At 60.6% G+C, this 20,060-nt stretch carries 15 protein-coding genes; 7 read left to right on the top strand and 8 right to left on the bottom strand.

Features of this window, described 5'->3' with window-relative positions:
- Window positions 1–14 precede the first annotated feature (14 nt).
- Window positions 15–428 carry a large-conductance mechanosensitive channel protein MscL gene (mscL, locus tag QRN46_RS24135; RefSeq protein WP_285357704.1) on the bottom strand — a complete coding sequence of 138 codons (414 nt, stop codon included), beginning with the start codon at window positions 426–428 and terminating at the stop codon, window positions 15–17.
- A 285-nt stretch (window positions 429–713) separates the two neighbouring features.
- Between mscL and katB the strand changes: the two genes are divergently transcribed.
- Both katB and radA read left to right on the top strand, forming a co-directional pair.
- Window positions 714–2,252, top strand: coding sequence for a catalase KatB (katB, locus tag QRN46_RS24130; RefSeq protein WP_285357702.1), 1,539 nt, complete (start codon window positions 714–716; stop codon window positions 2,250–2,252).
- Window positions 2,253–2,395: 143 nt separating this feature from the next.
- Window positions 2,396–3,763 (top strand): DNA repair protein RadA, encoded by a 1,368-nt coding sequence (radA, locus tag QRN46_RS24125; RefSeq protein WP_007950985.1) that lies wholly within the window; start codon window positions 2,396–2,398, stop codon window positions 3,761–3,763.
- Here the strand turns inward: radA and QRN46_RS24120 are convergent, their stop codons facing one another.
- Window positions 3,764–4,132, bottom strand: a complete 369-nt coding sequence (locus QRN46_RS24120) for a PilZ domain-containing protein (RefSeq protein ID WP_011336027.1) — start codon at window positions 4,130–4,132, stop codon at window positions 3,764–3,766.
- Between the two features lie 159 nt (window positions 4,133–4,291).
- Between QRN46_RS24120 and QRN46_RS24115 the strand changes: the two genes are divergently transcribed.
- The 3 genes from QRN46_RS24115 to yjiA all read left to right on the top strand — a co-directional run bounded on the left by QRN46_RS24115 (window position 4,292) and on the right by yjiA (window position 7,631).
- Window positions 4,292–6,358 (top strand): carbon starvation CstA family protein, encoded by a 2,067-nt coding sequence (locus QRN46_RS24115; protein ID WP_007950983.1) that lies wholly within the window; start codon window positions 4,292–4,294, stop codon window positions 6,356–6,358.
- A 15-nt stretch (window positions 6,359–6,373) separates the two neighbouring features.
- Window positions 6,374–6,571 carry a YbdD/YjiX family protein gene (locus tag QRN46_RS24110; protein ID WP_003228401.1) on the top strand — a complete coding sequence of 66 codons (198 nt, stop codon included), beginning with the start codon at window positions 6,374–6,376 and terminating at the stop codon, window positions 6,569–6,571.
- 88 nt (window positions 6,572–6,659) lie between these two features.
- Window positions 6,660–7,631: a GTPase gene (gene yjiA / locus QRN46_RS24105; protein WP_201818702.1), complete on the top strand. Its 972-nt coding sequence runs from the start codon at window positions 6,660–6,662 to the stop codon at window positions 7,629–7,631.
- A gap of 13 nt (window positions 7,632–7,644) precedes the next feature.
- On the opposite strand, the gene QRN46_RS24100 is transcribed toward yjiA, so the two are convergent.
- From QRN46_RS24100 to QRN46_RS24080, 5 genes are all read right to left on the bottom strand, one after another.
- Window positions 7,645–8,340 carry a GntR family transcriptional regulator gene (locus QRN46_RS24100; protein ID WP_201818700.1) on the bottom strand — a complete coding sequence of 232 codons (696 nt, stop codon included), beginning with the start codon at window positions 8,338–8,340 and terminating at the stop codon, window positions 7,645–7,647.
- A 24-nt stretch (window positions 8,341–8,364) separates the two neighbouring features.
- A complete protein-coding gene (locus QRN46_RS24095) occupies window positions 8,365–9,069 on the bottom strand; it encodes a FadR/GntR family transcriptional regulator (protein WP_007950980.1) in 705 nt (234 codons plus the stop codon).
- Window positions 9,070–9,118: 49 nt separating this feature from the next.
- Window positions 9,119–10,432, bottom strand: coding sequence for a C4-dicarboxylate transporter DctA (locus tag QRN46_RS24090; protein ID WP_011336023.1), 1,314 nt, complete (start codon window positions 10,430–10,432; stop codon window positions 9,119–9,121).
- A gap of 276 nt (window positions 10,433–10,708) precedes the next feature.
- Window positions 10,709–11,962 carry a serine hydroxymethyltransferase gene (gene glyA / locus QRN46_RS24085; protein WP_007950978.1) on the bottom strand — a complete coding sequence of 418 codons (1,254 nt, stop codon included), beginning with the start codon at window positions 11,960–11,962 and terminating at the stop codon, window positions 10,709–10,711.
- A 238-nt stretch (window positions 11,963–12,200) separates the two neighbouring features.
- A complete protein-coding gene (locus QRN46_RS24080) occupies window positions 12,201–16,049 on the bottom strand; it encodes a sensor domain-containing protein (protein WP_285357690.1) in 3,849 nt (1,282 codons plus the stop codon).
- Between the two features lie 285 nt (window positions 16,050–16,334).
- Here QRN46_RS24080 and ettA point away from each other — a divergent pair, with 285 nt between their 5' ends.
- Complete coding sequence (gene ettA, locus QRN46_RS24075; RefSeq protein ID WP_007950976.1) at window positions 16,335–17,999, top strand: energy-dependent translational throttle protein EttA; 1,665 nt, start codon at window positions 16,335–16,337, stop codon at window positions 17,997–17,999.
- Window positions 18,000–18,192: 193 nt separating this feature from the next.
- Window positions 18,193–19,530, top strand: coding sequence for an NADP-specific glutamate dehydrogenase (gdhA, locus tag QRN46_RS24070; RefSeq protein ID WP_285357687.1), 1,338 nt, complete (start codon window positions 18,193–18,195; stop codon window positions 19,528–19,530).
- Here the strand turns inward: gdhA and QRN46_RS24065 are convergent.
- Window positions 19,527–20,021: a GreA/GreB family elongation factor gene (locus QRN46_RS24065; RefSeq protein ID WP_285357686.1), complete on the bottom strand. Its 495-nt coding sequence runs from the start codon at window positions 20,019–20,021 to the stop codon at window positions 19,527–19,529. The genes gdhA and QRN46_RS24065 overlap by 4 nt on opposite strands.
- Window positions 20,022–20,060 lie beyond the last annotated feature (39 nt).

Here is a 20,060-nt window from a genome sequence, read left to right as displayed (position 1 = left end):
CGCCGTTTCAGTCTTCAGGGCCGTTTGTTCTGGGCCTTGAGCAGATCGCGGATCTCGCCCAGCAGTTCTTCTTCCTTGGTCGGCACGGGCGGCAAGGTAGGCGCTACGGCTTCTTCGCGTTTCAAGCGGTTGATGGCTTTGACGCCCATGAAAATCGCGAAGGCGACGATCACGAAGTCAAGAACGCTCTGGATGAATTTACCGTACGCCAGCACCACCGCAGGGGCGCTGCCCTCGGCGGCTTTCAGCGTGATGGCCAGGTCACTGAAATCCACTCCGCCGATCAGCAGGCCGATTGGCGGCATGATCACATCGCCGACAAACGACGAAACGATTTTGCCGAAGGCCGCGCCGATGATGATACCGACGGCCATGTCGACCACATTGCCTTTGACCGCGAAGGCCTTGAACTCGCTGAGCACGCCCATAGTTATTTCCTTGTTACAGATGAGTTTGGTGTACGCAGTGTAAATCAGCATAACGCGTCCTGCGCGTAACACCTTCTTACAAAGCCCGTTTTTATCGACACACCATTTCGCAATTAGTTTGCAAAGTGCCACTAATCGCGCGCGAAATACGCTGCAACTCCCTGATCCTGAAGAAAAATTAATCAATCATCGCGTTACGATCTTTCTATTTATGTTTGTCTGGCTGAGCTCTTAGCCTCTGTCTGGCGCACCTGGATGCGCCTCAAAAAAACAGAGGAACCTGAAATGAATTCCACACTTGGTTCAGGGATTATTCCCCGTCGCACCATTGGCGTATTGGCCGCCAGCCTGCTGACCCTTTCCGTGAACGCCGCCCCCCTGACCCGGGATAACGGTGCGGCAGTCGGCGACAACCAGAACTCGCAAACCGCCGGCGCCAATGGCCCGGTGCTGTTGCAGGACGTGCAACTGATCCAGAAGCTGCAACGTTTCGACCGTGAACGCATTCCCGAACGTGTCGTGCATGCTCGCGGCACCGGTGCCCATGGCACGTTCACCACAACCAACGATCTGAGTGATCTGAGCAAGGCCAAGGTGTTTACCGCCGGCCAGGTCACGCCGGTGTTCGTACGTTTCTCGGCGGTGGTTCACGGCAATCACTCTCCGGAAACCCTGCGTGACCCTCGGGGGTTCGCAACCAAGTTCTACACCGCTGACGGCAATTGGGATCTGGTGGGCAACAACTTTCCGACGTTCTTCATCCGCGATGCGATCAAGTTTCCGGACATGGTGCATGCCTTCAAGCCCGATCCGCGTACTAACCTTGACGATGACTCGCGTCGCTTCGATTTCTTCTCCCATGTACCGGAAGCCACCCGCACATTGACCGAGTTGTATTCCAACTCGGGCACTCCGGCCAGCTATCGGGAGATGGACGGCAATAGTGTGCACGCCTACAAGTTGGTTAACGCCAAGGGCGATGTGCACTATGTGAAGTTTCACTGGAAAAGTTTGCAAGGCATCAAAAATCTCGATCCGCAACAAGTTGAGAAAGTTCAGGGGCGCGACTACAGCCACATGACTCACGACTTGGTAGAAAACATTCAAAAAGGAAACTTTCCCAAGTGGGACTTGTACATTCAAGTCTTGAATCCGCAAGACTTGTCCAAGTTTGAATTCGATCCTCTTGATGCAACCAAGATCTGGCCAGGTGTTCCAGAGCGAAAAGTTGGACAAATGGTGTTGAACCGTAATCCTGCGAATGTCTTCCAGGAAACTGAACAGGTCGCCATGGCGCCATCGAATGTGGTGCCGGGCATCGAGCCTTCGGAAGACCGTCTGTTGCAAGGCCGGATATTTGCCTACGCCGATACCCAGATGTATCGCCTTGGCGCCAACGCCCTGCAATTGCCGATCAATGCCGCCAAAACTGCTGTCAACAATGGCAATCAGGATGGCGCGATGAATGCCGGTGCGAGCACCTCGGGCGTCAACTATGAGCCTAGCCGTCTGCAGCCGCGTGAAGAGACGGCAGGCGCGCGATTCAGCCAGACCGCGCTGCAGGGCAGCACGCAACAGGCGAAGATCCAGCGTGAACAGAACTTCAAGCAGGCCGGAGATCTGTATCGCTCGTTCAGCAAGAAGGAACGTCAGGATCTGATCGAGAGCTTTGGCGGTTCGCTGGCGAGTGCCGATGACGAGAGCAAGCACATCATGCTGTCCTTCCTCTATAAGGCGGATCCGGAATACGGCGCCGGGGTGACCAAAGTGGCCAAGGGTGACCTGAGTCGGGTCAAGGCGTTGGCGGCCAAACTGGCCGACTGACCGCGCGCCCCTCAAACCCCGGCAACTGTCGGGGTTTGACCGACAGCAGCGCCGCGCGTCTGGCCAGCGGAGAAATCCGGTCCGGTGCGCCGCGCTGATCGACGATGGCTGCGTTATCATCTCGGTTTTTGCCGGGGGTTCAGATGGCCAAGGCCAAGCGCATGTACGGCTGCACCGAGTGCGGCGCAACCTTTCCCAAGTGGGCCGGGCAGTGCGGCGAATGCGGCGCCTGGAACACCCTGACCGAAACCATGGTCGAGAGCGGCGGTGCCGCCGCCCCGAGCGGGCGCACCGGCTGGGCCGGACAACAGGCCCAGATCAAGACCCTGGCCGAAGTCAGCATTGAAGAGATTCCGCGTTTTTCCACAGCCTCCGGTGAACTCGACCGAGTCCTTGGCGGCGGTCTGGTGGACGGTTCGGTGGTACTGATCGGCGGCGACCCCGGCATCGGCAAATCGACGATTCTGTTGCAGACCCTGTGCAACCTCGCCAAGAGCATGCCGGCGCTGTACGTCACCGGTGAGGAATCCCAGCAACAGGTCGCCATGCGCGCACGCCGCCTGGGCCTGCCGCAGGATCAACTGCGGGTCATGACCGAAACCTGCATCGAAACCATCATCGCCACCGCCCGCCAGGAAAAACCCAAGGTGATGGTGATCGACTCGATCCAGACGATTTTCACCGAACAATTGCAATCGGCGCCGGGCGGCGTATCCCAGGTACGCGAAAGTGCGGCGTTGCTGGTGCGTTACGCCAAGCAAAGCGGCACGGCGATTTTCCTGGTCGGCCACGTGACCAAGGAAGGCGCGCTTGCAGGGCCGCGGGTTCTGGAACACATGGTCGATACCGTGCTGTATTTCGAAGGCGAGTCCGATGGCCGGTTGCGTTTGCTGCGAGCGGTAAAAAACCGTTTCGGTGCCGTCAACGAACTCGGCGTGTTCGGCATGACCGACAAGGGCCTGAAAGAAGTCTCCAACCCTTCGGCGATTTTTCTTACCCGCGCTCAGGAAGAAGTCCCGGGCAGTGTGGTGATGGCAACGTGGGAAGGCACCCGACCGATGCTGGTGGAAGTCCAGGCACTGGTGGATGACAGCCATCTGGCCAATCCGCGTCGGGTGACGCTGGGTCTGGACCAGAATCGTCTGGCGATGCTGTTGGCTGTTCTGCACCGGCATGGCGGCATTCCGACCCACGATCAGGACGTGTTTCTCAACGTGGTCGGCGGGGTGAAGGTGCTGGAAACCGCGTCTGACCTGGCGTTGATGGCCGCCGTCATGTCGAGCCTGCGCAACCGTCCGCTCCCCCATGATTTGCTGGTGTTTGGTGAAGTCGGCCTGTCCGGCGAAGTGCGCCCGGTGCCGAGCGGTCAGGAGCGATTGAAGGAAGCCGCCAAGCACGGCTTCAAGCGCGCGATCGTGCCCAAGGGCAATGCGCCGAAGGAAGCGCCTCCGGGTTTGCAGATCATTGCGGTGACGCGTCTGGAGCAGGCGCTGGACTCGTTGTTCGAGTGATCAGACGTCAATCAGCGCCCCAAGCTCGCGTTCCAGTTCGGTTTCGTCGGTCAGATTGAGTTCGATCAGGCGACGCAGGCGCTGAATCGACTCCAGGCTGATATGCCGGCACACGAAACCGAGCTGGCCGTGATCTTCATGAGCCAGTTGCACATCCATCTCGATGTGCACGTCCTCGCTCAGATGAATGTCGACGAAAAAGTCCTGCTCGGGATTGCCCAGCCACGGCTCGGGCCGCTCGATCAACAGCCCTTTGAGCGACAGGTCGATCAGCTTCACCGGCCAGATGTACTCGCCCTGGCTCAATTCGGTTCTGGCGTCGAACGCGATACGTTTGAAGCGGCGACGCTCGGACGGGTGCTCGCTCATGGCGCAATCCTCAGGAAGGTCAGCTGACTATAGACCCGACCGGCGGGGTGATGCCAACGAATGGACTGTCTAGACCAATGTCGGGGTATGGCCTTTGCCGCCAGTAGCGCTAAACTCGGGGTGGCTGTCTTTCTTGTCCACCCTGGCTGGAATAATAAAATGAAAAATAATAATAGCCTGCTACGCCACTTACCCTGGCTGCTGCTGGCAATCGTAGGAGCGTGCGCCCTTGGCGTAGTGGCATTGCGCCGAGGCGAGGCGATCAACGCCTTGTGGATTGTGGTCGCCGCCGTGGCCATCTATCTGGTTGCGTACCGTTACTACAGTCTGTTCATCGCTAACAATGTGATGCAACTCGATCCGCGTCGGGCCACCCCCGCCGTGCTCAACAACGACGGTCTGGACTACGTTCCAACCAACAAACACATTCTCTTCGGTCACCACTTCGCGGCCATCGCCGGCGCGGGACCTCTGGTTGGCCCGGTACTGGCGGCGCAGATGGGCTATCTGCCCGGTACGCTGTGGCTGATCGCCGGCGTGGTGCTGGCGGGTGCGGTGCAGGACTTCATGGTCCTGTTCATGTCGACCCGTCGCAACGGCCGTTCGCTGGGTGACATGGTGCGTGAAGAAATGGGCCGTATCCCCGGCACCATCGCCCTGTTCGGCTGCTTCCTGATCATGATCATCATCCTCGCGGTGCTGGCGCTGATCGTGGTGAAAGCCCTGGCTGAGAGCCCGTGGGGCATCTTCACCGTGATGGCGACCATCCCGATCGCGATGTTCATGGGCATCTACATGCGCTACATCCGTCCGGGCCGCATCGGCGAGATCTCGGTCGTCGGCGTGTTGCTGCTGCTGGGTTCGATCTGGCTGGGTGGGCAGATTGCCGCCGATCCGGTCTGGGCCAAGGCCTTCACCTTCACTGGCGTGCAGATTACCTGGATGCTGGTCGGTTACGGTTTCGTCGCCGCTTCGCTGCCGGTGTGGCTGATTCTGGCGCCGCGTGACTATCTCTCCACGTTCCTCAAGATCGGTACCATCGTCGCCTTGGCGATCGGCATTCTGGTGACCATGCCCGAGCTGAAAATGCCGGCACTGACCCAGTTCGTCGACGGCACCGGCCCGGTGTGGAAGGGCGGTCTGTTCCCGTTCCTGTTCATCACCATCGCTTGCGGTGCGGTATCCGGTTTCCACGCGCTGATCTCTTCCGGGACCACGCCGAAGCTGCTGGATAACGAAACCAACGCCCGTTACATCGGTTACGGCGGCATGCTGATGGAATCGTTCGTGGCCATCATGGCCATGGTCGCTGCCTCGGTGATCGAGCCAGGCGTGTACTTCGCCATGAACAGCCCGGCCGCCGTGGTCGGCGGTGATGTGGTGTCCGTGGCAACCGCAGTCAGTAACTGGGGCTTTGCAATTACCCCGGAAGCCCTGCAAGCCGTGGCGCATGACATCGGCGAAACCACCATTCTGGCTCGTGCCGGTGGTGCACCGACCCTGGCGGTCGGTATCGCGCAGATCCTGCACAGTGTCCTGCCGGGTGAAAACACCATGGCGTTCTGGTACCACTTCGCGATCCTGTTCGAAGCGCTGTTCATTCTGACCGCAGTCGATGCCGGTACACGTGCCGGTCGCTTCATGCTGCAGGACTTGCTCGGCTCCTTCGTGCCGGCACTCAAACGTACTGAATCCTGGTCCGCCAACCTGATCGCCACCGCCGGTTGTGTGGCGATGTGGGGCTGGTTGCTGTATCAGGGCGTGGTCGATCCACTGGGCGGGATCAACACCCTGTGGCCGCTGTTCGGTATCTCCAACCAGATGCTGGCCGGTATCGCGCTGATGCTCGGTACCGTGGTCCTGATCAAGATGAAGCGCCAGCGTTACATCTGGGTCACCCTGCTGCCGGCCACCTGGCTGCTGATCTGCACCACGACTGCAGGCTTCATCAAGCTGTTCGACGCCAACCCGGCGATCGGCTTCCTGTCGCTGGCCAAGAAGTACAGCGATGCACTGGCCAACGGTCAGGTGCTGGCGCCGGCGAAAAGCGTCGAGCAGATGCAGCACGTGATCTTCAACGCCTACACCAACGCTACATTGACCGCGCTGTTCCTGTTCGTGGTATTCAGCATCCTGTTCTATGCGCTCAAGGTCGGCATCGCCGCCTGGGGCAAAAAAGAGCGTACGGACAAAGAATCGCCATTCCAGGCCCTGCCGGACGCGTAACCAGAGGATTGCAGCATGTTCAATGACCTCAGTCGCCTCGGTAAATACCTCGGTCAGGCCGCGCGCCTGATGGTCGGCATGCCCGACTACGACACCTACGTCGAGCATATGCAGACCAAACACCCGGACAAACCGGTGATGAGCTACGAGATGTTCTTTCGCGAACGTCAGGAAGCCCGTTACGGTGGCAAGGGTGGGCCGAAGTGCTGCTGAATCGCTGATCGCGGTTCACCAGAGATAGGTGGGAGCAGGTCTTTCGGCCTGCTCCCATTTTTATTTGTGCAATTGAAGGAGATCGAGTTTGTCTTCTCCCATCCCGGTCACGGTGCTCAGCGGTTTCCTCGGCGCCGGCAAGACCACCTTGCTGCGTCATTTATTGAAAGCCGAGCACGGCCTGAAAATCGCCGTGATCGAAAACGAATTCAGCGACGCCGGCATCGACAGCCAATTGCTGGGCGATGAGCCGGTGCAAGTCATGACCCTGGCCAACGGCTGCGTCTGTTGCACCATCCACACCGACCTGACCAAGGCCTTGTACCTGCTGCTCGAACGGCTGGACAGCGGCGAAATCGCCTTCGATCGGCTGGTCATCGAATGCACTGGTCTGGCCGACCCGGCCCCGGTAGCACAGACCTTTTTCATCGACGAAGAACTGCGCGAGCGCTATTTGCTCGACGGCATCATCACCCTTGTGGATGCGGCCCATGCCGAACTGCACCTGACCCAGACCATCGCCCAGGCGCAGATCGGTTTTGCCGACCGCCTGCTGGTGAGCAAGACCGATCTGGTGGACGAGGCCGCGTTCACCGCGCTCAGCGAGCGACTGACCCGCATCAACCGCCGGGCACCGATTCGCGTGGTCGAACACGGCAACATCGATCTGGCCGAATTGCTTGATGTGCGCGGTTTCAACCTGAATGCCGATCTTGGCGGCGGGGTGAGCTTGCGGCCCGTGAGCAAGGCGCCGTCCATCGACCGGATTTCCAGTCTGGTGCTGCGTACCGACCAGCCGCTGGATATCGATCAGCTCAGCGAATTCATGAATGAATTGCTGGAAGAGCACGGCAAGCAATTGCTGCGGTACAAGGGCGTGTTGAACATTGCAGGCGAAGAACGGCGCCTGGTATTCCAAGGCGTACTGAAACTCTACGGCTTCGACTGGGACACCGAGTGGGCGGAAGGCGAGGCGCGGGAAAGCGTGATCGTGTTTATCGCTGACGATTTGCCGGAAGAGAAAATCCGGGCGGGGTTTGCCAGGGTGGCGGCGAACTGAGTCCGCCGCGCTCTCAGTGCGTGGAGCCGCTGAGAATCGTCTGCTCCAGGTGATCCAGATGACGGTTCATCAGCGACGCCGCCTCGACGGAGTCATCACGCTCGATCGCCTCGACGATCCGGGCGTGATCCTGCCAGCCGCAACAGCTGTGCGTGGTTTCTGTGCATCGCGCAATCGCCAGTGAGGTCAACGGCACCAACGTGCCGAGAAAATGCGCCAAAGGTGCATTCTGCGCCATTTTCGCTACCTGCAAATGAAACTCCCCGGACAGGCGAATTGCCGCCCCGCGCCGATCTTGATCCACAGCTTGACGCTCCCGTTCGATCAGTGCTCGCAGGCGCTTCAAATCTTCAGCCTGCGCATGCTGACAAGCCAGCCGCACCAGCGTGTTCTCGGCCAGACGCCGGGCGTGCAGGGCCTGACGTGTCTGCTCGGCGTCCGGCGCGGCCACTCGTGGTCGATGGTTGGCCCGCAGCACGATGATCTGTTCGTGGGACAGCTGGGTCAGCACCCGACGCACATCGGCGCGGCTGACGCCGAACATCTGCTTGAGACTTTCTTCGGTGAAACGGCTGGCAGCATCGATGCGCTGTTCGAGGATTGCGTCGAACAGGCGCGGATACAGATCCTCCACCGGCGCGTGCAGGCGGGAGAAGGGCAGGGCCGTCGGGGTCGGGCGAGGATGCGACGGCGTGGCAAGACTGTTCATGGCCGGTCTCCAGTGTGAGGCGTGTCAGTGGCTCAGGTTGTCATCCGGGATATTCAGCTCGATGCCCATCCGCTGGCCTTCACGCAGGATGTGCCGGCGCATTTCGGCGCTGGCCTGGGCGCTGTTCTTGCTGCGGATCGCGCGTACTACGGCTTCGTTTTCCTCAAGGCGTTCGGCCAGGTGCTCCGGTGAATTGCGCAGCACTTCGGCGCTTTGCTTGAGGGCATTGCTGGTCTGTTGCACCACGCTCTGGAAAATCGGGTTCGAGGTCAGGGTGAACAGTTCTTCGTGAAAGGCGATGTAGGCGCTGACGCCGGCCTCGCTGTCACCCGCTTCGAGGGCTTCGCGCATGTCCATCAGGGTCAGGCGCAGTTGCCCGACTTCCTTGCTGCTGATCGACTGCGCCACCAGACCAACGATGAACGGTTCAAGGGTGTAGCGCAGTTGCAGCACGTCTTCGAGGCTGGCGCCGGCCACGGCGCTGTCGTGGCTTTGGCTGTCACTGGCCTGGGCGTCGAGGACCACCACGCCTTTGCCGGGCATCGAGCGCACCAGGCCAAGGGTCTCCAGCACGATCACCGCTTCACGCAGGCTCGGGCGGCTGATGCCCAGTTGTTCGGCCAGTTCACGCTGGCCCGGCAGCATTTCGCCGGAGCGCCACTGACCCCGGGCCAGCGCGGCCCGGAGTTTTTCCACCACTGAGTTGACGACGGTTGATGTAGTAATCACGTGTTCGCTCCATGAGCCGTGCCTGCATTGGCGCAGGCACGGCGCTCATTCAGAATTCTTTGGCCGCCGCTTGAGCGACCGTTTTTCTCGGCTGAAAGTTATAGCCCTGCTCGCCGTTGAGCACCTTGTTCGCCCGCTGCACGTCGATGTCCTTTTCCCAACGGGCGATGGCCACGGTGGCGACGCAGTTGCCGATCAGGTTGGTCAGCGCCCGGCCGATGCCCATGAACCAGTCCACCGCCAGTACCAGCACCAGACCGACCACCGGGATCGCCGGGATCGCCGTCAGCGTGGCCGCGAGAATCACCAGCGCCGAACCGGGAATGCCGTGGGCACCTTTGGAGGTAATCAGCGATACCAGCAAAATCGTCAGAAGATCGGTCATGGCCAGCGGTGTACCGGTGGCGTTGGCGATGAACACGATGGCCAGGGTCAGGTAGATCGAAAAACCGTCGAGGTTGAACGAGTAACCGGTGGGAATCACCAGCCCGACAGTCGAGCTGCCGATGCCCAGATGTTCAAGCTTGCGCATGATCTGCGGCAGCACGGCGTCGGAGGACGCGGTGCCCATGACGATCAGCAACTCTTCACGCAGGTACTTGAGCAACGGCCACATGCGCAGGCCGGAAAGACGCATTACCAGACCGAGAATCAGCGCGACGAAAGCGATGCAGGTCAGGTAGAACAAACCGACCAGGCTGCCCAGGTGTTGCAGCGAATCCAGGCCATATTTGCTGGTGGTGAAGGCGATGGCGCCGAACACGCCGATCGGAGCCAGACGCACGATCATGCCCATGATGCGGAAGATCACATGGCTCAGTTCGTTGATCAGCCGCGAGATCCCGGAAGCCGCTTCGCCCACCAGATTCAACGCGCTGCCGAACAGCACCGAGAACAACAGCACTTGTAGGATGTTGTTGTCGGCAAAGGCGCCGAGTACCGAAGTCGGGATCAGGTCCATCAGGAACTGGGTGGTGGTGTGCATGTGCTGGCCGCGTTCGGCGATGTCGCCCATGTCGGCGGCGGACAGCTGCTCCAGATGGATATTGGCGCCGCTGCCGATCCCGGTGGTGAAGGCAAACACCAGACCGATCACCAGGGCGATGGTGGTCAGTACTTCGAAGTAGATAACCGACTTGAGGCCGATGCGCCCGACCTTCTTCAAGTCGCCGGCGCCACTGATGCCGCTGACCACCACGCAGAACACGATCAGGCCGATGAGCATCTTGATCAGTTTGATGAAACCGTCGCCGAGCGGTTTGAGCTGGGCCGAGTATTCGGGAAGGGTCAGTCCGCAGACGATGCCGAGCATCAGTCCGAGAACCACTTGGAGGAAGATTGAACGCGAGCACCATCTGAGCATGGGAGGAATCCTGGTCGGTGTCCTTGCTGCCGTGCGCGGGGCGCATCAGATTCAGGACTTAATTATTGTGGTCTTACCGGTATGTCCAGTGCGGGTGCAGTCTAGGCGCTGTTTTTTAGGGATCGCAAGTGAAAAATGACGAATTGGCATGACCGGTCTGACCAGTTGAGCGCGAGGCCCCGACCTTGAGCCATTTAGCGATCGAAACTTTTTTGCGGGCGAAAAAAAACCGGCCATCACTGGCCGGTTTTTCATGTTACGGGTTTAACGTCGCAATCAAGCGCCGTATACCGGCAGTTTCTTGCAGATGGCTTTGACTTTCTCACGAACGGCGTCGATCACCGCTTCGTTGTTCAGGTCAGCCAGGATGTCGCAGATCCAGCCCGCCAGCTCTTTGCACTCCGCCTCTTTGAAGCCGCGAGTGGTCACTGCCGGAGTACCGAAGCGCAGGCCGGAGGTGACGAACGGGGAGCGTGGGTCGTTTGGCACGGAGTTCTTGTTCACAGTGATGAACGCTTTGCCCAGAGCGGCGTCGGCGTCTTTACCGGAGATTTCCTGCTTGATCAGCGACAGCAGGAACAGGTGGTTTTCAGTACCGCCGGAAACCACGTCGAAACCGCGCTCGATGAACACGCCGGCCATGGCCTGGGCGTTTTTCACCACTTGTTGCTGGTAAGCCTTGAACTCAGGCTGCAGTGCTTCCTTGAAGCAGATCGCTTTGGCGGCGATCACGTGCTCCAGCGGGCCACCTTGGGCGCCCGGGAATACGGCGGAGTTCAGCTTCTTCTCGATGTCGGCGTTGGCCTTGGCCAGGATCAGGCCACCACGTGGACCGCGCAGGGTCTTGTGGGTGGTGGTGGTCACGACGTCAGCGAACGGAACCGGGTTCGGGTAGACGCCAGCGGCGACCAGACCGGCCACGTGAGCCATGTCGACGAACAGGTAGGCGCCAACCTTGTCGGCGATGGCACGGAAGCGCGGGAAGTCGAGGATCTGCGAGTAGGCAGAGAAACCGGCCACGATCATTTTCGGCTTGTGCTCGACCGCCAGGCGCTCGACTTCGTCGTAGTCGATCAGGCCGTTGGCATCGATGCCGTACTGGATGGCGTTGTACAGCTTGCCGGAGGAGGAAACGCTGGCGCCGTGGGTCAGGTGACCGCCGTGAGCCAGGCTCATGCCCAGGATGGTGTCACCGGCCGACAGCAGGGCCAGGTAGACAGCGGCGTTGGCTTGGGAGCCAGCGTGCGGCTGAACGTTGGCGTAGTCGGCGCCGAACAGTTCCTTGGCGCGGTCGATGGCCAGTTGCTCGACAACGTCGACGTACTCGCAACCACCGTAGTAGCGCTTGCCCGGGTAGCCTTCGGCGTACTTGTTGGTCAGTACCGAGCCTTGAGCTTCCATCACCGCTGGGCTGGTGTAGTTCTCCGAAGCGATCAGCTCGATGTGTTCTTCCTGGCGCTGGGCTTCTTGCTCCATGGCGGCAAAAAGATCGGCGTCGTACTTGGCAATAGTCAAATCACGGCTGAACATGGCGGTCCTCAAGGATCGGGGGCAGAAAAGGGGGGCATTCTACCCCAACAGGTTTTGGATGGCATATGAAACGACATCATGTCGCAGACAAGTGGCGTTCATGACCAGATATGTGGCGTCCGTGCCGGCCTTCGCTGACCAGCCGGTTCGCACAATAACCGAGGCCGGCCCGCGATTTTGTGATCAACATCAATCCCTGTGGGAGTGAGCTTGCCCGCGAAGATTGCGCCGCCGATCTTCAGTCGAACATGAACAGCGCATCATTGCTGAACTGCGCCTCGAACCGGCCCGCCGGCATCGGCCGCCCGAACAGATAACCCTGAACCTCGTCGCAGCCATGCTCGCGCAGGAAGTCCAGTTGTTCATGGGTTTCCACACCCTCGGCAATCACCGCCAGATTCAGGCTGTGGGCCATGGCGATGATCGCCCGGGCAATCTGCGCGTCCTGCTCGCCGGACGGCAGGCCGTCGACGAAGGTGCGGTCGATCTTCAGCACGTCGATCGGGAATTGCTTGAGGTAGTTCAGCGATGAGTAACCGGTGCCGAAGTCGTCGACTGCGATGCTCAGGCCGAGGTTCTTCAAACCGGCAAGGATCTGCATCGCTTCGCTGACTTCGCGCATCAGGATACTTTCGGTCAGTTCCAGCTCCAGGCACGCCGGCGGCAGGCCGGTCTCCTTGAGGATGGTGGCGATCCGCGTGCCGAGCTGGCCATCGGAGAACTGCCGCGCCGAGATGTTTACCGAGACCTTCGGCACGCGCACGCGGCTCTGGTGCCAGGTCTTGAGCTGACGGCAGGCCTCGCTGATCACCCAGTCGCCGACGTCCACCACCAGCCCGAGTTCTTCGAGCACCGGAATGAAGTCCCCCGGCGGCACCAGTCCGCGGCGGGGATGACGCCAGCGCAGCAGGGCTTCGGCGCCGGTCAGGCGTTTGCCGTCGCCGCTGAACTGCGGCTGGTAATACAGCACGAATTCGTTCTGCTCCAGCGCGTGGCGCAGATCGCTTTCCAGTTCCAGGCGCTCCAGCGCACTGGCGTTCATGTCGGCCTGATAGAACTGGAAGTTGTTCTTGCCGCGCTCCTTGGCGTGGTACATCGCGGTGTCGGCGTTCTTCATCAACTGGCTGAGTTCATTGCCGTCCTGCGGGCTCAGGGCGATGCCGATGCTGGCGGTGACGAAGAATTCGCGACCCTCCAGCACGAACGGCCGCACAAGGCTGGCGAGAATCTGCTCGGCCACGTGGATCGCACGGTTCAGCGCCATCTCGCGGCTGGAGCGGTGTTGCAGCAACAGGGTGAATTCGTCGCCGCCCATCCGCGCCACGGTGTCGTCATCGTCGACGCAGGCCAGCAGCCGGGTGGCCATGTCCTTGAGCATGCGGTCGCCGGCGGCGTGGCCGAGGGAGTCGTTGATCGGTTTGAAACGGTCGAGGTCGAGGAACATCAGCACCACCCACGACTTCTGCCGTTCGGCCGATTGCAACGCGGTGTGCAGACGATCCTGGAACAGCGTGCGGTTCGGCAGGTGGGTCAGGGCGTCATAGTAGGCGAGGCGGTGAATCCGCTGCTCGCTGGCCTTGCGCTCGCTGATGTCGCTGAAGAAGCACACGTAACTGGCCAGATCGCCCTCGTCATCGAGCACCGCAGTGATGCCGACCCACGCCGGGTAATGCTCGCCATTGCGGCGCTTGAGCCAGACTTCACCTTCCCAGGTGCTGTGCTGATGCAACTGCTTGAGCACGTAGCGCAGGTGCGCGTCCTGCTGTTCGTCGACGGTCAGCATGTTCGGCAACTGGTCGAGCACTTCGCTCACCGCGTAGCCGCTGACCCGGCTGAACGCCTCGTTGGCCTGGACGATGTAACCGGCCGGATCGGTGATCAGGATCGCCGAGGTCGAGTGCTCGAATACCGTGGCCGCCATGCGCAGGTCTTTCTCGGCGCGGCGCTGCTGGCTGATGTCGCGGCCGACCCCGAGCACGCCTTCGAAGGCGCCATGCTCGTCCCACACCAGCACCAGACGCAGTTCGATCGGGATCTTGCGACCGTCGGCGCGCAGGCAGTCGAACAGGAACATCTGGGTCTGCACCTGGCTGCGCAAAGTCACCAGTTGCTCGGGTTTGCCCAGCGCTTTGCTGACCCGATCCATCAGGTGATAGATGCCGCTCAGTTGCTGCGGGTTGGCGATGGTCGATTGCCAGCCGTTCTGGAAAATCCACTCGGCGTCATAGCCCAGCACCGCTTGCACCGACGGGCTGACGTAGTTCAGCGACAGCTGGCTGTCGGTGGAGAAAATCACGTCGCTGATGCTTTCGGCGAGCATCCGGTAGCGTTGTTCGCTGTCACGCAGGGATTCGCTGGCTTCGATCTGCTCGGTGATGTCCTTGGCCACGCCGATGATCCGCGTCACCTGATCGTGCTTGTCCCGGGCCAGCGCCTGTTCACGAATGTCGAAGCGCCGCCATTTGCCGTCGCGATGACGGAAGCGCAGCTGGCATTGCAACAACTGGCTGTAACCGGCGTGACGCTGCATCTGCCGCGAGCGGTGGTAATAGTCGGCGTCTTCCGGGTGCAGAAGGATTTCCCAGAAATACTCGCCCATCTGATGCAGTTCGGTGCGGTTGTAACCGAGGGTCTGGCCGAGGTGGTGGTTGCTGAAGATCATCCGCTGGCTGATCACGTCCTGCACGTACAGGTGATCCGGCACGGTGCGCACCACGTCCGACCAGAAACCTTCGCGCTCCAGCAGCGACAGTTCGATCAGTTTGCGGCTGGTGATGTCGTTGATGCTCAGGATCACGGCCTTGTAGTCGTGCTGCTCCTGCGGCAGGCGCAGCACCAGCCACAGATGCTGGTCGCGGCCATTGATGTCCGGGAGCTTGATTTCCAGTTCCAGCTGCTTTTGCTGCTGGAGTACGGCGTCGAGGACCTGATTGCCGATGGCGCACTGATTGTGCGGCTGACCGTCGATCAACAGTTGCCAGGCGTGGTCGCAGGAATTGACGTTGAGCAGTTGCAGCGCGACCTGGTTGACCTCGGTCACCCGCAGTTCGTGGAGCAATTGCTGGCGCTGCGCCGGCTGGTCGAGCCAGGCCTTGAGCTGGTCGCTGGTCTGGATCTGGGCCCTTTCGAAAAGCTGCTTGAGCCCTGAAAGATCCAGCACGCACAACGCCACGCCGGTGCCTTCGAAAATATCCTGATAACGCCGACGCCCTTCATGCACCTGACGCTGACGGCGACGCATGTTGAGCAGCGCGATAAACGGCAGCAGCGAGAGCGCCAGGCCCAACAGGCATTTGCCGATGAACGCCGGCAGCAGTTGTTCGAGTACATGCTGACGGTCGAACAGGCCACGCAGTTGCCAGTCGCTGCTGCTCAGCGGCACGGTCAGCACGCTGTTGGCCAGATCGTCCGGGGTCAGGACGCTGGTGCTGCCGATGGGCATCGCTTCGTCGCGGCTGATGATCTGATGGTTGATGCGATTTTCCACCAGCCACAGGGGACGGATACCGGTTTCGCCTTGTTTGGTCAGTGCTTTAAAGAAGGTGGGTGTCAGCCGCAGTGCCCAGTAACCGCGAGTGCTGCCACTGGCCTGATGCAACAGCAGATGCACCACCGAGCCGTCGTCGTCATTGCTGAAGTAATGCGCCTGAGCGCGGCTGCGGCGTACCAGATCGCTGAGGTAATCGGCGTCTTGGCTGTCAGTCGCGCTGTCGCTGAGGATTTTTCCGGAGGGGCTGAGCAGGGCCAGGCTGCGCAGGTCGGGCAGCGACTTTTGAAGTTTGCGCAGCAGCGCCTGCTGTTCGTCGGCCGACTGCGGTTGTTCGACGATCGGTAGCAGGTTGAGGGCGATCTGCGCGTTCAACGCCATGTTCAGGCTGACCTGCGCGGCGAGGTCGGCGGTGTAGTCGATGGTGTACTGACGCTGGTTTTTCTGGGTTTCACGCAGTTGATCGAGCAACTGCCAGAACAGCAGCGCCAGCAGCAAAAGCACCAGCGTCGCCAGCGCGCCTTTCAATGTTCCGCGCAGGGACGAGCCGGGCGCCGGTTGGGTGCTGCTCACAGAGGCTGGCGGAGTGACGTTGGACAAGCTGTAATCCTGCGGTCTGGCTGGACTGGCGCGACGTGCACTATAAGCCGGACGCCCAAGGGCGGCTAGCATGCCTTGAGTTGTGGCGAAGTGCCAGCCCCACTCGGCTGGACTGCCACCGGTCATTCAGGTAGCTTTGCCGGTTACGCGGGAGCGTTCCAGCTCCTAGACTCAGACTTTTTCAGCGCGCACGCATTGATGACTATCAAGTGAACGACGCGCATCGGTCTGGCCGGGCATCGCCTGCGCTCCAATCATTCATCTGTCACTGACCCAAGGTTCTCCATGGCTCAATACGTCTTCACCATGCATCGGCTGGGCAAAGTTGTTCCGCCGAAGCGGGAAATCCTGAAAAACATTTCGCTGTCTTTCTTCCCCGGCGCCAAGATCGGCGTGCTCGGTCTCAACGGTTCGGGTAAATCCACGCTGCTGAAAATCATGGCCGGCGTCGACACCGAGTTCGAGGGCGAGGCGCGCCCGATGCCGGAACTGAACATCGGTTACCTGCCGCAAGAGCCGCAACTGGATCCGACCAAGACCGTGCGTGAAGTGGTCGAGGAAGCGGTCAGCGTGATCAAGGATGCGCAAGCGCGTCTGGACGAGGTCTACGCCGCTTACGCCGACCCGGACGCCGACTTCGACAAGCTGGCCGCCGAACAGGCCAAGCTCGAAGCGATCCTGCAGGCCAGCGACGGTCACAACCTGGAGCGCCAGCTGGAAGTCGCCGCCGATGCGCTGCGTCTGCCCGCCTGGGACGCCAAGGTCGAGCACCTGTCCGGTGGTGAAAAACGTCGTGTGGCCCTGTGCCGTCTGCTGCTGTCCGCCCCGGACATGCTGCTGCTCGACGAACCGACCAACCACCTGGACGCCGACTCCGTTGCGTGGCTCGAACACTTCCTGCACGACTTCCCGGGCACTGTGGTAGCGATCACGCACGACCGTTACTTCCTGGACAACGTCGCCGGCTGGATTCTGGAACTGGATCGCGGCGCGGGCATTCCTTACGAGGGCAACTACTCGGGTTGGCTGGAAGCCAAGTCCGATCGTCTGGCCCAGGAATCCAAGCAGCAATCGGCCCACGAAAAAGCCATGAAGGAAGAACTGGAGTGGGTGCGCAAAGGCGCCAAGGCCCGCCAGTCGAAATCCAAGGCTCGTCTGCAGCGCTTCGAAGAAATGCAGTCGCAGGAATTCCAGAAGCGTTCGGAAACCAACGAGATCTACATCCCGGCCGGTCCGCGCCTGGGCGACAAGGTCATCGAGTTCAAGAACGTCACCAAGGGCTACGGCGATCGCGTCCTGATCGACAACCTTTCGTTCTCCATGCCGAAGGGCGCCATCGTCGGCGTGATCGGCGGTAACGGTGCCGGTAAGTCGACCCTGTTCCGCATGCTGATGGGCAAGGAAACCCCGGATTCCGGGAGCATCGAGATCGGCGAAACCGTGCAACTGGCCTGCGTTGACCAGAGCCGCGAAGACCTGGACGGCAGCAAGACCGTGTTCCAGCAGATCTCCGATGGTTCCGACCAGATCCGCATCGGCAACTACGAGATCCCGTCGCGTACCTACGTCGGTCGCTTCAACTTCAAGGGCGGCGATCAGCAGAAGTTCGTCAAGGACCTGTCCGGTGGTGAGCGCGGTCGTCTGCACCTGGCGCTGACCCTGAAGGAGGGCGGCAACGTCCTGCTGCTCGACGAACCGTCCAACGACCTCGACGTTGAAACCCTGCGTTCCCTGGAAGAAGCCCTGCTGGACTTCCCGGGCGCCGCCATTGTGATCTCTCACGATCGGTGGTTCCTTGACCGCGTCGCGACTCACATCCTGGCGTACGAAGACGACTCGCAAGCAGTGTTCTTCGAGGGCAACTACACCGAGTACGAAGCCGATCGCAAAAAGCGCCTCGGCGAAGCAGCGGCCCAGCCACACCGGGTACGCCACAAGAAACTGGCCTGATTACGGGTTGTTTGCATGAAAAAGCGGAGCCTTCGGGCTCCGCTTTTTTTTGCCTGCAATGCAGACTGTCTTATAGCGTGTGTACTATTTGTTTTCATAAATGCGACATTTTTGTCTGTTGCTGTGTACATATCGTTTGTTACAGTCCGGCTCAATCTCCTCCAACGACAACAAATCTGCCGAGACTTTTCCCATGATCGAATCCGTCGAATCCTTCCTCGCCCGTCTGAAAAAACGCGATCCGGATCAACCCGAATTCCACCAGGCCGTCGAAGAAGTCCTGCGCAGTCTGTGGCCGTTTCTCGAGGCCAATCCGCACTATCTGACCTCGGGAATTCTGGAGCGTATCTGCGAGCCGGAGCGGGCGGTGGTGTTCCGAGTGTCGTGGGTCGACGATCAGGGCAGGGTCCAGGTCAATCGCGGTTTCCGCATCCAGATGAACAGCGCCATTGGCCCCTACAAGGGCGGTTTGCGTTTCCATCCTTCGGTGAATCTGGGCGTGTTGAAATTCCTCGCCTTCGAGCAGACCTTCAAGAATTCCCTGACCTCGCTGCCCATGGGCGGAGGCAAGGGTGGCTCGGACTTCGATCCGAAGGGCAAGAGCGACGCCGAAGTCATGCGTTTTTGCCAGGCATTCATGAGCGAGCTGTACCGCCACATCGGTGCCGACGTGGACGTCCCGGCCGGTGATATCGGTGTCGGCGCACGGGAAATCGGTTTCCTGTTCGGCCAGTACAAACGCCTGAGCAACCAGTTCACCAGCGTGCTGACCGGCAAGGGCATGACCTACGGCGGCAGCTTGATTCGCCCCGAAGCCACCGGTTTCGGTTGCGTGTACTTCGCCGAGGAAATGTTCAAGCGTCGCGAGCAGACCGTCGAAGGCAAACGCGTGGCGATCTCCGGTTCCGGCAACGTTGCGCAATACGCGGCTCGCAAAGTGATGGATCTGGGCGGCAAGGTGATTTCCCTCTCCGACTCCGAAGGCACGCTGTATTGCGAGGCGGGCCTGAGCGAAGAACAGTGGTTGGCGCTGCTGGAACTGAAGAACGTCAAGCGTGGGCGGATCAGCGAATTGGCGTCTGCCTTCGGTCTGGAGTTCCGCGCCGGTCAGTTGCCATGGTCGTTGCCGTGCGACATTGCGCTGCCATGCGCGACCCAGAACGAACTTGACGCGGAATCCGCCCGCACCTTGCTGCGCAACGGCTGCGTCTGCGTGGCCGAAGGCGCGAACATGCCGACCACCCTTGAGGCTGTGGATATCTTTATCGAAGCGGGCATTCTGTTCGCGCCGGGCAAGGCCTCGAATGCCGGCGGCGTAGCGGTCAGTGGGCTGGAGATGTCGCAGAACGCCATGCGCCTGCTGTGGACGGGCGGCGAGGTGGACAGCAAGCTGCACGGGATCATGCAGTCGATCCACCACGCCTGCGTGCATTACGGTGAGGAAAACGGCCGGATCAACTACGTCAAAGGCGCGAACATCGCCGGCTTCGTCAAGGTCGCCGACGCGATGCTCGCCCAAGGCGTGGTTTAAGAACGCTCTATGCGGATCACTTCAATCACTTGATCGCCGGCCGGGCGCTGCCACAGCACTTCATCGTTGAGCCGCGCGCCAAGCAGCGCACGGCCCAGCGGTGAAGCCCAGTTGATCAGCCCGTTGACCGCATCGGCCTGATCCTCGCCGACCAGTTGCACCCGGCGCTCGGTGCCGTGTTCGTCGGCGTAGGTCACCCAACTGCCGATCTGCACCTTGTCGTTCGACGTCGGGGCCGGCGCGACCTGAGCGCTGGCGACCCGTTGATTGAAATAACGCAAATCCCGTTCGAGATCGGCCAGCCGCTGCTTGTCGGCCTGTTCGCCCTTGGCGGACTGTTCGGCGTGCAGGCTTTGCAGTTCGGCGAGTTTCGTCTGCAACTGGGTAAGTCCTTGCGGCGTGACGTAGTTGGGCTGGGTGCTGACCTGCCGTTCGACCGGCTGATCGGCTTGCGCAGCGGCGTTGTCTTCGTTGACGAAAGCGCGACTCATGGTGGGCTCCTGTTATAGCCGTTGGGCCATGGTCGCAGG

The sequence above is a fragment of the Pseudomonas sp. lyk4-R2A-10 genome (assembly GCF_030209075.1).
Lineage (GTDB): Bacteria > Pseudomonadota > Gammaproteobacteria > Pseudomonadales > Pseudomonadaceae > Aquipseudomonas > Aquipseudomonas glycinae.
This window is presented reverse-complemented; position numbering and strand designations above follow the sequence as displayed.

Bases quoted from the DNA above. Each gene is read 5' to 3' on its own strand.
- mscL (WP_285357704.1), bottom strand. From the start codon at position 428: ATGGGCGTGCTCAGCGAGTTCAAGGCCTTCGCGGTCAAAGGCAATGTG.
- katB (WP_285357702.1), top strand. From the start codon at position 714: ATGAATTCCACACTTGGTTCAGGGATTATTCCCCGTCGCACCATTGGC.
- radA (WP_007950985.1), top strand. From the start codon at position 2,396: ATGGCCAAGGCCAAGCGCATGTACGGCTGCACCGAGTGCGGCGCAACC.
- QRN46_RS24120 (WP_011336027.1), bottom strand. From the start codon at position 4,132: ATGAGCGAGCACCCGTCCGAGCGTCGCCGCTTCAAACGTATCGCGTTC.
- QRN46_RS24115 (WP_007950983.1), top strand. From the start codon at position 4,292: ATGAAAAATAATAATAGCCTGCTACGCCACTTACCCTGGCTGCTGCTG.
- QRN46_RS24110 (WP_003228401.1), top strand. From the start codon at position 6,374: ATGTTCAATGACCTCAGTCGCCTCGGTAAATACCTCGGTCAGGCCGCG.
- QRN46_RS24100 (WP_201818700.1), bottom strand. From the start codon at position 8,340: ATGAACAGTCTTGCCACGCCGTCGCATCCTCGCCCGACCCCGACGGCC.
- QRN46_RS24090 (WP_011336023.1), bottom strand. From the start codon at position 10,432: ATGCTCAGATGGTGCTCGCGTTCAATCTTCCTCCAAGTGGTTCTCGGA.
- glyA (WP_007950978.1), bottom strand. From the start codon at position 11,962: ATGTTCAGCCGTGATTTGACTATTGCCAAGTACGACGCCGATCTTTTT.
- ettA (WP_007950976.1), top strand. From the start codon at position 16,335: ATGGCTCAATACGTCTTCACCATGCATCGGCTGGGCAAAGTTGTTCCG.
- gdhA (WP_285357687.1), top strand. From the start codon at position 18,193: ATGATCGAATCCGTCGAATCCTTCCTCGCCCGTCTGAAAAAACGCGAT.
- QRN46_RS24065 (WP_285357686.1), bottom strand. From the start codon at position 20,021: ATGAGTCGCGCTTTCGTCAACGAAGACAACGCCGCTGCGCAAGCCGAT.